Consider the following 12,209-nt stretch of genomic DNA (forward strand, 5'->3'; position numbering starts at 1 on the left):
ATGCCCGTTCGTCCCATTGATGCGGTTGCACCGCCTGCGACATCGCCACTGGCGTCAAGATTCGCCGTAACTCACTTCTGGCTGCCTGTCGCAATCGGTCTGCCCGTGTTTACGGTGCTGATGGGTTTCGGCGGCGATCAATGGGTGGCCGATCACCTGTTCCGCCTTGAAGGTGGCCACTGGGCGTTGCAGGACGCCTGGGTCACCCGCGCGGTGGTGCACAAGGCCGGCAAATGGCTGAGCACGTCGGCGGCGCTGGTCGCGATCCTGTTGTGCGTGCACCACTGGCGCAAGGGAGGCGATCGCACCCTGCGATGGGCGCTGCTTTATGTCGTAATTGCCATGGCGCTGGGGACGGGCGTGATCTCCCTGCTGAAGGCCCTGGTGCCGATGGACTGTCCCTGGGACCTGCTGCGCTACGGTGGCCATCAGCCCTATATCGGCCTTTTCACGCAGCGCCCGGCCGGGATGGCCGCCCAGGCGTGCTTCCCTGCCGGCCACGCCAGCGCGGGCTATGCGTGGCTGTGCCTGTACTATTTCGCCCTGCTGTGGCGCCCGTCGTGGCGCTGGGCTGGGTTGTGGATCGGCCTCGGCACCGGCCTGGTGTTCGGCATCAGCCAGCAGCTCCGGGGGGCGCATTTCCTTTCGCATGACGTTGCCACTGCATTGATTTGTTGGCTGCTTTCGCTGGGCCTGTACCTGATCGTCAAACGCGTCCTGACACGCCGTCAGCTGGACCATCCCAACCGCCAGGAGGCAAACGCATGAGTGCATCGGTCCAACGCCCCGCCCGCCCGTCTGCGCTGGCGGGTCTTCGCCACTGGCGGCCACAGCTGTCCACCGAAGCACTGATCACGTTCACCAGCCTGTTCTTCGCGGTGGCCGGCAACGGCCTGTTCTGGCACAGCGCGATGGCCAGCCACCCGGGCAGCCTGCGCTACGCGCTGTCGCTGCTGCTGTTGCTGCTGGGTGCGCACGGCGTGCTGCTCGGCATCCTGGTCTGGCGCTGGAATGCCAAGGTGGTGATCAGCCTGCTGCTGCTGGTGACCGCGTTCGCCGCGCACTACATGGGCCGCTACCACATCTACCTGGATGCGGACATGCTGCGCAACGTGCTGGCGACCGACCCCAAGGAAAGCCGCGAGCTGATGACCGTGTCGCTGATATGGCCGGTACTGCTGCTGGCGGTGCTGCCGATGCTGGTGCTGTGGCGCGTGCAGCTGCGCCGGCGCAGCTGGGGCCGCAGCCTGCTGTGGCGGCTGGGCTTCCTTGCAGTAGCCGCAGTGACCGCCGTCGGCGGCGCGTTGATCTCGTTCCAGGATGTCTCGGCGCTGATGCGCAACCAGCGCGAAGTGCGTTACCTCGCCACGCCCGCCAATGTGCTGCTGGGCATGCCGCGTGCACTGCGTGGCGACAACCCGGTGCAGCGCGCACCGAAGTTGCCGATCGGAACCGATGCCAAGGCCACGCCGCGAGCGCCGGCCAGCAAGCCGCGCCTGCTGGTGATCGTCATGGGCGAAACCGTGCGCGCGCAGAACTGGGGACTCAATGGCGGCCGCAACACCACCCCGGAACTGGCGCAGGCCAGCGTGATCAATTTCCCGGACATGCATTCGTGTGGCACCAGCACCGAGGTTTCGCTGCCGTGCCTGTTCTCGCCGTGGGGGCGCCACGATTACGACGAGAAGAAGATCCGCGCACACCAGTCGCTGCTGCACGTGTTGAATCGCGCCGGCATCGCGCCGTTGTGGCGTGACAACCAGTCCGGCTGCAAGGGCGTGTGCGAGGGCCTGGACTTCCAGTCGCTGTCCGATGCCACCACGCCGGGCCTGTGCGCCGATGGGCGCTGCATGGACGAGATCCTGCTGCAGGACCTGGCCACCCAGGTACGGGCCAGGCCCGGCGACCGGGTGGTGGTGCTGCACCAGCTGGGCAACCACGGACCGGCCTACTTCGAGCGCTATCCGCCTGCATTCCGTCGCTTCACCCCGACCTGCGATACCCGTGACATCGGCCGCTGCTCGCGCGAAGAGATCACCAACAGCTACGACAATGCCGTGCTGTACACCGATCACTTCCTGACCAAGACCATCGGCACGCTGCAGGGCATGCAGGACTACGACACGGCGATGATCTACCTGTCCGACCATGGCGAGTCGCTGGGCGAGAAGGGCCTGTTCCTGCACGGCGTGCCCTACGCCATCGCCCCGGCCGAACAGACCCGGGTACCGATGACGATGTGGTTCTCCCCGGGTTTTGCCAGCAGCCGCGGGTTGGACCTGCAATGCGTGCGCAAGCGCTCGGCGGCCTATACCGACCACGACAACCTGTTCCCGTCGGTGCTGGGCCTGATGCAGGTGAAGACCTCGCTGTATGACCGCGACCGCGACGTGTTCGCCAGCTGCGAAGGTTGAGGGGTGTCCGGCAGGGCTTGCAGCCCTGCACCCGCGGTAGTGCCGGCCGCTGGCCGGCAGCCTCGACAGCAACAGCAGAAGCGGGTTTCCTGAGGGATGGCGGGGTGGGTCCGGTGGCGGGAGACGCCGTAAACCCATCCTTGGGGGCTTGGCCGCGGCATCCATGCCGCGGACACTCCCGCCACCGGACCCACCCCGCCTTCGACAGTTTTCCGCGATCTGTTGGACATGCCGATGGGGTCGGATCCGTTTTCCGTAGGAAAACGGATCCGACCCCATTTTGATTGTCGATATCTGACAGATGTGTCGATCAAGGTCGACACCTACCGACAGCACACGGAATCTGTCAGAGGCGGGGCGGTGTCGGAGTGCGGGGTGTCAGCCGCATGGGCCCGAGGCATGCCTCGGGCGGGTTGGGCAGGACGCCCAACCCCGGTCTTGCCGTGTGCGCAGGAAAGCGCACACGAGCAAGCGGCTGCCAAGCCTACACGGACGTACTTGCGGCGTCCCCGCACTCCGACACCGCCCCGCCAAACCAAGAATAGTCCGCTGTTGCTGTTGCTTCTGCCTTTGCCCTTGCCTGAAGGCCTCTGCGGGTGCCGGGCGCCGCCCGGCCGACTTCCGCCACTTGCGGTGGCAGCGGCTGCCCACTAGCCTTCGGCCGTCGTTCACCACCCAAGGATCGCCCGTGAAACACCGTCATCTCCTGCTGGCTTCGGCAATCGCCGTTGCCACGCTGGCCCTGGCTGCCTGCAAGAAGGAAGCTGCCCCAGGCACCGATACCGCCGGCAGCAGCGCCCCGGCCGGCGAAACCGCCGACCAGTTCGTGGCCCGCATCAATGCCGAGTTCAAGGCCGCCTACCCGGAGATGACCTCGGCGCAGTGGTTGTCCTCCACCTACATCAACAGTGATTCCGAGCGCATCGCGGCCAAGGCCAACGAGCGCTCGCTGACCCAGCTCAACAGCTGGATCGAACAGGCTGCGAAGTTCGACGGCCAGCCGATGAGCGAGGACAGCAAGCGCGCGATCCACCTGCTGAAGCTGATGTCCTCGATGCCGGCGCCGCGCGATCCGGCCAAGCTGGCCGAGCTGACCCAGATCGCCACCCGCATGGAAGGCAGCTACGGTGCGGGCAAGTACTGCACCGACGCCAACGATCCCAACTCCTGCCGCCAGCTGGGCGAGCTGGAGCAGGTGCTGGCGCGCAGCCGCGACTACGACAAGCAGCTCGACGCCTGGCAGGGCTGGCACAGCACCACCAAGGGCATGCGCGGCGACTACCAGAAGTTCGTCGGCCTGGTGAACGAAGGCGCCAAGGGCATGGGCTTCACCGATGCCGGCCAGATGTGGCGCAGTGGCTATGACATGCCGCCGGAGCAGATCGGCCCGGAAACCGATCGCCTGTGGGAACAGGTCAAGCCGATGTACGAGCAGCTGCACTGCTACGCGCGCGGCAAGCTGGACAAGACCTATGGCAAGGACAAGGCCGAAGTGGGCAACGGCCTGATCGCCGCGCACCTGCTGGGCAACATGTGGCAGCAGGACTGGTCGAACCTGTGGGACCAGCTGGAACCGTACCCCGGCGCCGGCAGCCTGGACATCACCGCGGCACTGGAAAAGCAGTACCAGACCAACCTGAGCGCGGCGCTGGCCAAGGCCGGCAAGGACGCCAACGTCGCCGCGCAGTACAAGGCGCAGCGCGAGGCCGAACTGCGTACCGCCAGGCAGATGACCGAACGCGCGCAGGACTTCTACGTGTCGCTGGGCATGCCGTCGCTGCCGCAGTCGTACTGGGAGCGCACCCAGTTCATCAAGCCCGATGACCGCGACGTGGTCTGCCACGCCAGCGCCTGGGACATGAACATGGAAGGCGACGTGCGCACCAAGATGTGCATCAAGCCGAACGAAGAGAACTTCACCACCATCTACCATGAGCTGGGCCACATCTATTACGACCTGGCCTACAACCCGCTGCCGCCGCTGTTCCAGGGCGGTGCCAACGATGGCTTCCACGAAGCGATCGGCGACACCATCGTGCTGGCGATGACGCCCAAGTACCTCAGCTCGATCGGCCTGGTCGATGCGCCGACCGAAAGCCGCGAAGCGGTCATCAACAACCAGATGCGCATGGCGCTGTCGGGCGTGTCGTTCCTGCCGTTCGGGCTGATGATCGACCGCTGGCGCTGGGGCGTGTTCGATGGCTCGATCACCGCCGACAACTACAACAAGGCGTGGTGGGACCTGAAGGCCAAGTACCAGGGCGTGGCCCCGGCCAGCACCCGTGGCGAAGAATTCTTCGACCCGGGCGCGAAGTACCACGTGCCGGGCAACACCCCCTACACCCGCTACTTCCTGGCGCGCATCCTGCAGTTCCAGTTCTACAAGGGCCTGTGCGATGCGGCCGGCTACAAGGGCCCGCTGCATGAGTGCACCTTCTACGGCAACAAGGAAGCCGGCCAGAAGTACTGGGCGATGCTGAGCAAGGGTGCCAGCCAGCCGTGGCAGGCCACGCTGAAGGAGCTGACCGGCACCGACAAGCTCGATGCCGGCCCGATGATCGAGTACTTCACCCCGGTCAACGAGTGGCTCAAGCAGCAGAACGAAGGCCAGATGTGCGGCTGGCAGGCCAACGCGGCCCCGGCGGCGAAATGAGAAAAGGGGCGGGTCCGCGAGGATCCGCCTCTTCCTGGTCGTGCCGGCCGCTGGCCGGCAATTACGCGATGAAGACCCCGCGGGCAGCCGGCCAGCGGCCGGCTCTACCGGAACAGCGATCAAGCAAAGGCCAGATGTGCGGCTGGCAGGCCAACGCGGCCCCGGCGGCGAAATGAGAAAAGGGGCGGGTCCGCGAGGATCCGCCCCTTCCTGGTAGTGCCGGCCGCTGGCCGGCAACTGCACGGTGGAAATCCGTCTGGCAGCCGGCCAGCGGCCGGCTCTACCGGAACAGCGATCAAGCAAAGGCTAGGTGTGCGGCTGGCAGGCCAGCGCGGCCCCGGCGGCGAAATGAGAAAAGGGGCGGGTCCGCGAGGATCCGTCCCATTCTGGTAGTGCCGGCCGCTGGCCGGCAACTGCACGGTGGAAATCCGTCTGGCAGCCGGCCAGCGGCCGGCGCTATCCCAACCGCGATCAGCTGTCCTTCTTCGCGGCCATCGCCGCAGCCAGCTCCGCCTTGAACTCCTCGAACGTCTGGCCCTTCTCCTTCGCTTCGGCCTGCGCGGCATCACGCAGTGCATCGGAGTACATCAGGCGCACCGGCGTGCCATTGCGTTCGTGCAGTTCACCGGCCTGCATGATCAGCGCCAGGACCTGCGCGGCGGAGTCACTGTGGCCGGCGATACGGCCATCCATGCCCAGCACCCATTCGCCGTCGCGGCGCACGACACCGGCCAGCAGGGTGCGCTGCGCGTCGCGCAGTTCGGCATGCGGCTCCACCGGCGACGCCTGGGCGGCGGCCTTGTTGGCGGCCTGCTTTTCCTGGCGACGGCGCTGGTCGCGGCGGATCTTGGAGGTGGTGGACATCGTGCGGTACCGCGGCGAGGGGGGCGCAAGGATAACCCACCCCGCCGGCCAGGCCGTTTCACGCGGCCCCGGTTCGACACGGTCAATCCAGCACCCTGCCCTGCCGCCAGTAGCCCATGAAGGTGATCGCGCGGCGATCCAGCCCGCACGCGCGCAGCAGGTGGCGCCGGATCGCCATCACCGCCCCCGCCTCGCCCGCCACCCAGGCATACAGCGGACCGGCCACGCGGGAATCGGCCTGTTCCCAGAGGATCTGCGTATCGACGTCGATCTCCTCCAGCGCCTCCCCCGCTACCCCGCCGGGAGCGGCGGCCAGGCGCGCCTGGACCGCCTGCAGCAGCGGCTGTCCGTAGCTGGCCCGCCCGCGCGGCAGCCAGACCAGCTCGGCCGTGGCCGGTGCCTTCAGGCGCACCGCGTCGCCGGCCTGGGCCACTTCCAGCAGCGCCAGCGTGCGCGGCGGATCCACCCTGGCCGCCAGTTCCTCGAGGATGCCGGCCACCGCCGGTAGCGCGGTTTCATCGGCCACCAGCAGCACCTGGCCGACGCCGACCGGCGGTTTCCATTCCCAGCCCTCGCTGCTGTCGGCGCAGTCGGCGTCCGGGGCCAGCAGCAGCACCCGGTCGCCCGGGCGTGCGTGGATCGCCCAGCGCGACGCTGGCCCGGTCTCGCCGTGGAGGACGAAATCGACGTCGACCTCGCCCTGCTCGGCGCGCAACTGGCGCAGTGTGTAGGTGCGCATCGGTGGGCGCTGATCATCCGGCAGCGCCCGGTAGCGCCGGTACCAGTCCGCACCGCTGGGGACCTGCGGCACCCGCTGGCCAGGCAAGGGGAAGAACACCTTGATGCGCTGGTCCGGGCCTTCGGTCTTCATCCGCGCCACGTCGGCACCGGTGAACACCATGCGATCCAGGGAAGGGGAAAGAACGCGGCGCTCCTTCAGCGCCACCTCGAACAGGCGGTAGGTCTGCTGCGCAGCCATCGGGAAACCTCATGCAACGGCATCGGATCGGCTGGCTGTGGTGCATCCGCGCACCGGCTGGCTGGAGTGCCCAGCCTAGCCCGGTGATTTCCCGTCGCAAGCGTTGCGGGCGCCACCGCCCGCCCTACCCCTGCGTGCTGCTCAATGGCCCGTGCAGGCCGCCTGCGCCGCGCGTTCGCGCTGGTGTTCCCAGTACCAGAACACGAAGCCGGCGCCGAAGAACCCGGCCTGGCCCAACGCCAGGTGCAGCGGGCTGGCACTCAGCAGCGGCGACACCACGCCGGCCACCACGGTGCTGATCATCAGCTGCACGAACGCCTGCAGCGACGAGGCCAGGCCGCGCTGGTGCGGGTACATGTCCAGCACCGCCAGCGCCAGGATCGGGAAGATCAGCGCCATGCCCATGCCACCGAGGAAGATCGGCAGCACTGCCCACGGCAGCACGAACTGCGGCGACAGCGCCACGTAGCCGACGTTCAGCAGCACCGACAGCGCGCACAGGCCGAAGCCGATGGACACCTGCCGGGTGGGCGTGGTGTGCCCGGCCATGCGCCCGGAAAGGAACGAGCCGGTGGTCATGCCGCCGATGGTGGGAATGAACAGCCAGGCGAAGCCGCCCTCGCCCAGGTGCAGGTGCTGCATCACGAACACCGGCGCCGAGGAGATGTAGAGGAAGATGCCGCCGAAGCCGATGCTGCCAGCCAGCGCCAGGCGCAGGAAGCGTGGGTTGAAGCCGATGCGCACGTAGTCGCGCAGCAGCACGCGCGGCGACAGCGGCACACGTGCTGCAAGCGGATGGGTCTCCGGCAGGTAGCGTGCGGTGGCGACCAGCAGGACCAGCGAGAACACCACCAGGAACCAGAAAATCAGCGGCCAGCCCGCGCCACTGAGCAGGATCCAGCCGCCGATGATCGGCGCGATCGCCGGTGCGATGCCGAACAGCATCGATACCTGGCTCATCAAGCGCTGCGCATCGTGGCCATGGTAGAGATCGCGGATCACCGCGCGGCCGACGATCATGCCGACGCCCGCAGACAGGCCCTGCAGCGCGCGGAACGCCAGCAGCGTGGTCAGGTCGGTGGACAGCGCGCAGCCCACCGAGGCGCCGGCGAAGACTACCAGGCCGCCGAGGATCACCCGCTTGCGGCCCCACGCATCGGACAGCGGGCCGTGCGCCAGGCTCATCAGGCCGTAGAACAGCAGGTACACGCTGATGGTCTGCTGCACCGCCACCTCGTCCACCGCCAGGCGCTGCGCCAGCTGCGGGAAGGCCGGGAAGATGGTGTCGATCGAGAACGGGCCGAACATGGCCAGGCCGGCAAGCAGCAGGGCCATGCGGCGGGTGGAGGGAGCAGCAGCGGCGGTCATGATGAAGGCGTCCGGCAGGGCCATGCGTGGCACGCACGGCGGGCGCCGGTCCCCCTTCTGCAGGGACGGCGCCAGATGAATTCGGGTATCCAGCCATGATAGGTGGGGATTGCGCCCGATGCCATGCAGCGGTGCACAAAACGCATGGCCGGGCCATCGGCCATTCAGGCGCGGCGGCCGGCCCCGGAGGCGGCCGGCGGGCCCGCAACGGGCTATAATCGGCAGGCAACACGGTGGGAGAAGCGGAACACCGCTGCCGAAGGCGCAACGCCCGTAATCGCTCAGGCCCGATACCACCCGTAACAGAACTCTGGAGAGACCGGTTCGATCCGGCGCCGAAGGGGCACGAAGCCGCGGTTTTCCGCGCTTCCAAACTCTCAGGCAAAAGGACAGAGGGGCGCCCCGCAGACCGCCGACCGGCGGCTTGTGCCCGTGCGTGTGCCCTTTCCTGACGGATCCTTCGCCATGTCCCAGAACACCCCTTCCCTGCGTGAGCTCGAGCACCACAATGCGTTCGTCGAGCGCCACATCGGCCCCAACGATGCCGAGATCGCGCAGATGCTCGACGTCGTCGGCCACGCGTCGCTGGATGCGATGACCGATGCCATCGTGCCGGCCAAGATCAAGTCGCCGGCACCGCTGGCACTGCCCGAATCGATGACCGAAGTGCAGGCACTGGCGAAGATCCGTGCGATCGCCGACAAGAACACCGTGCTGCGCAGCTTCATCGGCCAGGGCTACTACGGTACCCACACGCCGAACGTGATCCTGCGCAACATCCTGGAAAACCCGGCCTGGTACACCGCCTACACCCCGTACCAGGCGGAAATCTCGCAGGGCCGCATGGAAGCGCTGATCAACTTCCAGACCCTGTGCGCCGACCTCACCGGCATGGAAATCGCCAACGCTTCGCTGCTGGACGAAGCGACCGCAGCGGCCGAAGCGATGACCCTGGCCAAGCGTTCCGCCAAGTCGAAGTCGGACACCTTCTTCGTGCACGATGCCGTGCACCCGCAGACCCTGGAACTGCTGCGCACCCGCGCCGAGCCCATGGGCATCGTGCTGCGCGTCGGCACCCCGGCCGAGGCACTGGAAGCAGAAGCCTTCGGCCTGCTGCTGCAGTACCCGGACACCTTCGGCCAGATCGGCGATTACAAGGCCCTGGTCGAGGCCGTGCACGCACGCGGCGGCCTGGTGGCCGTGGCCACCGACCTGCTGGCGCTGACCCTGCTGGCCGCACCCGGCGAATGGGGCGCGGACATCGTGGTCGGCAACAGCCAGCGTTTCGGCGTGCCGTTCGGCTTCGGCGGCCCGCACGCCGCGTTCATGGCCTGCCGTGACGCCTACAAGCGCTCGATGCCGGGCCGCCTGATCGGTGTCTCCATCGATGCCCAGGGCAACCCGGCCTATCGCCTGACCCTGCAGACCCGCGAGCAGCACATCCGCCGCGAGAAGGCCACCTCCAACATCTGTACCGCACAGGTCCTGCTGGCGGTGATGGCCTCGATGTATGCCGTCTACCACGGCCCGGAAGGCCTGACCCGCATCGCCCGCCGCACCCACCGCCTGGCCTCGATCCTGGCCGCGGCGCTGCGCAAGGCCGGCGTGCAGGTCGGTGGCGACTTCTTCGATACCCTGCACATCACCGGCGTGCATGCCGATGAGATCCACGCCAAGGCACGCGCCGCCGGTTACAACCTGCGCGCGATCGACAGCGACTCGGTCGGCATCAGCCTGGACGAGACCGCCACCCGCGCCGACGTGGTCGCGCTGGCCGCCGTGTTCGGCGCGCAGGCCGACATCGATGCGCTGGATGCCAGCACCGCCGACGCACTGCCGGCCGGCCTGCTGCGCCAGTCCGCGTTCCTGACCCATCCGGTGTTCAACACCCACCACAGCGAGCACGAACTGCTGCGCTACCTGCGTTCGCTGGCCGACAAGGACCTGGCGATGGACCGCACGATGATCCCGCTGGGCTCGTGCACGATGAAGCTCAACGCCACCGCCGAGATGATCCCGGTGACCTGGCCGGAGTTCTCGCAGATCCATCCGCTGGTGCCGGCCGACCAGGCGCTGGGCTACAAGGAACTGATCGACTCGCTGGAAGCGATGCTGGTCGAATGCACCGGCTACGATGCGGTCAGCCTGCAGCCGAACTCGGGTGCACAGGGTGAGTACGCCGGCCTGTTGGCGATCCGCGCCTACCACCGCTCGCGCGGCGAAGGCCATCGCGACATCTGCCTGATCCCGGACTCGGCGCACGGCACCAACCCCGCCTCGGCGCAGATGTGCGGCATGAAGGTCGTGGTGACCAAGACCGATGCCAACGGCAACGTCGATGTCGAAGACATCCGCCTCAACGCTGAGAAGTACAGCGACCGCCTGGCCGCGATCATGATGACCTACCCGTCCACGCACGGCGTGTTCGAGGAAGAGGTGGTCGAGATCTGCGAGATCATCCACAAGCACGGCGGCCAGGTGTACACCGACGGCGCCAACATGAACGCGCTGGTCGGCGTGGCCAAGCCGGGCAAGTGGGGTTCGGACGTATCGCACCTGAACCTGCACAAGACCTTCTGCATCCCGCACGGCGGTGGCGGCCCGGGCGTCGGCCCGTGCGCGGTCAAGGAGCACCTGGCGCCGTTCCTGCCGGGCAAGCTGGGTGACAACGGTCCGGTCGGCATGGTCAGCGCGGCCAGCTTCGGCAGCGCCTCGATCCTGCCGATCAGCTGGATGTACATCGCGATGATGGGCCGCGAAGGCCTGCGCAAGGCCACCCAGGTCGCGCAGCTCAACGCCAACTACATCGCCAAGCGCCTGGCGCCGCACTTCAAGACGCTGTACACCGGCCGCAACGGCCTGGTGGCCCACGAGTGCATCCTCGACGTGCGCCCGCTGGAGAAGACCAGCGGCATCGGCGCCGAGGACGTGGCCAAGCGCCTGATCGACTTCGGCTTCCACGCCCCCACCCTGAGCTTCCCGGTGGCGGGCACGCTGATGGTCGAACCGACCGAGAGCGAGTCGCTGCACGAACTGGATCGTTTCGTCGACGCGATGATCCAGATCCGCGAGGAAATCACCGCGATCGAAGACGGCCGGCTGGACCGCGAGGACAATCCGCTGAAGAACGCGCCGCACACTGCCACCGCGGTGACCGCCAGCGAGTGGACCCACGCCTATCCGCGCGAGCTGGCCGCCTTCCCGCTGGCCAGCCTGAAGCAGAGCAAGTACTGGCCGCCGGTGGCGCGCGTGGACAACGTGTACGGCGACAAGAACGTGATGTGCGCCTGCATCCCGGTCGATGCCTACAAGGATGATGAAGTCGAGGCGTGATTCCCCGCTGCATCGGATGACAAAACGGCCCGCGAAAGCGGGCCGTTCTCATAAGGGCGTGTGGGCCAAGGTCCACACCCACAATAATCACGGGTCCGGCATCTGCCCCAGGCTCAACTGCCACGATACGCCGAAGCGGTCCTGCACCCAGCCGTAGCGGTTGCTGAAATCGTACTCGCCCACCGGCATCAGCCAGTGCCCGCCCTCGCCCAGCACGCGTGCCGCGCGCTCGAACTGTTCGGCACCGGAACACTCGACGAACAGCGAGATCGACGGCGAGAAGGTGAAATCGTGCACGTCCAGGCTGTCGAAGCACAGGTAGTGGGTACCGCCGAGCAGGAAGATGGCCTGGCGGACCTGGCCGGACACGCCAGCGCCGGCACCGTCAGGATGGCGCTGCAGGGCCAGCAGGCGGAAATCGGCAAAGGCTTCGGCGTACAGGGCCAGCGCGGCCTCGGCCTGGCCGGTGAACATCAGGAAGGGACGGCTGCGCAGCATGCGGTACTCCTGGTCGACAGGCCGTTGACGGCCTACACGATCAGGATGGCACGGCGGATGTGCAGCCCCCGTGGTAGTGCCGGCCGCCGGCCGGCACCCC

General features: G+C 67.5%; 8 protein-coding genes and 1 riboswitch. Of the genes, 4 read left to right on the forward strand and 4 right to left on the reverse strand.

Features of this window, described 5'->3' with window-relative positions; all coding sequences use genetic code 11:
* The 3 genes from AC5P9I_RS02665 to AC5P9I_RS02675 all read left to right on the forward strand — a co-directional run bounded on the left by AC5P9I_RS02665 (position 1) and on the right by AC5P9I_RS02675 (position 5,067).
* Complete coding sequence (locus tag AC5P9I_RS02665; protein WP_049467489.1) at positions 1–768, forward strand: phosphatase PAP2 family protein; 768 nt, start codon at positions 1–3, stop codon at positions 766–768.
* On the forward strand, positions 765–2,414 hold the full coding sequence (locus AC5P9I_RS02670; protein WP_235644546.1) for a phosphoethanolamine transferase: 1,650 nt from the start codon (positions 765–767) through the stop codon (positions 2,412–2,414). Before AC5P9I_RS02665 ends, AC5P9I_RS02670 begins: the two co-directional genes overlap by 4 nt.
* A 688-nt stretch (positions 2,415–3,102) precedes the next feature.
* Positions 3,103–5,067, forward strand: coding sequence for a M2 family metallopeptidase (locus AC5P9I_RS02675; protein ID WP_049466912.1), 1,965 nt, complete (start codon positions 3,103–3,105; stop codon positions 5,065–5,067).
* 471 nt (positions 5,068–5,538) lie between these two features.
* Here the strand turns inward: AC5P9I_RS02675 and AC5P9I_RS02680 are convergent, their stop codons facing one another.
* From AC5P9I_RS02680 to AC5P9I_RS02690, 3 genes are all read right to left on the reverse strand, one after another.
* Entirely contained in the window at positions 5,539–5,931 is a 393-nt protein-coding gene (locus tag AC5P9I_RS02680; protein WP_057493454.1) for a hypothetical protein, read from the reverse strand.
* Positions 5,932–6,013: 82 nt separating this feature from the next.
* A complete protein-coding gene (locus AC5P9I_RS02685; RefSeq protein ID WP_049468831.1) occupies positions 6,014–6,910 on the reverse strand; it encodes a siderophore-interacting protein in 897 nt (298 codons plus the stop codon).
* A gap of 141 nt (positions 6,911–7,051) precedes the next feature.
* Positions 7,052–8,278, reverse strand: a complete 1,227-nt coding sequence (locus tag AC5P9I_RS02690; protein WP_049468834.1) for a multidrug effflux MFS transporter — start codon at positions 8,276–8,278, stop codon at positions 7,052–7,054.
* Between the two features lie 300 nt (positions 8,279–8,578).
* A riboswitch (glycine riboswitch) is annotated at positions 8,579–8,681 on the forward strand.
* A 62-nt stretch (positions 8,682–8,743) separates the two neighbouring features.
* Between AC5P9I_RS02690 and gcvP the strand changes: the two genes are divergently transcribed.
* On the forward strand, positions 8,744–11,611 hold the full coding sequence (gcvP, locus tag AC5P9I_RS02695; protein ID WP_049468830.1) for an aminomethyl-transferring glycine dehydrogenase: 2,868 nt from the start codon (positions 8,744–8,746) through the stop codon (positions 11,609–11,611).
* A gap of 87 nt (positions 11,612–11,698) precedes the next feature.
* Here gcvP and AC5P9I_RS02700 read toward each other — a convergent pair whose 3' ends face one another.
* Positions 11,699–12,109 carry a VOC family protein gene (locus AC5P9I_RS02700; RefSeq protein WP_053461053.1) on the reverse strand — a complete coding sequence of 137 codons (411 nt, stop codon included), beginning with the start codon at positions 12,107–12,109 and terminating at the stop codon, positions 11,699–11,701.
* Positions 12,110–12,209: the final 100 nt, after the last annotated feature.

Source organism: Stenotrophomonas sp. YJH_SMC_29, from assembly GCF_059371235.1.

Coding starts and splice junctions, on each gene's coding strand:
- AC5P9I_RS02665 (WP_049467489.1), top strand. CDS start 1: ATGCCCGTTCGTCCCATTGATGCGGTTGCACCGCCTGCGACATCGCCA.
- AC5P9I_RS02670 (WP_235644546.1), top strand. CDS start 765: ATGAGTGCATCGGTCCAACGCCCCGCCCGCCCGTCTGCGCTGGCGGGT.
- AC5P9I_RS02680 (WP_057493454.1), bottom strand. CDS start 5,931: ATGTCCACCACCTCCAAGATCCGCCGCGACCAGCGCCGTCGCCAGGAA.
- AC5P9I_RS02685 (WP_049468831.1), bottom strand. CDS start 6,910: ATGGCTGCGCAGCAGACCTACCGCCTGTTCGAGGTGGCGCTGAAGGAG.
- AC5P9I_RS02690 (WP_049468834.1), bottom strand. CDS start 8,278: ATGACCGCCGCTGCTGCTCCCTCCACCCGCCGCATGGCCCTGCTGCTT.
- gcvP (WP_049468830.1), top strand. CDS start 8,744: ATGTCCCAGAACACCCCTTCCCTGCGTGAGCTCGAGCACCACAATGCG.
- AC5P9I_RS02700 (WP_053461053.1), bottom strand. CDS start 12,109: ATGCTGCGCAGCCGTCCCTTCCTGATGTTCACCGGCCAGGCCGAGGCC.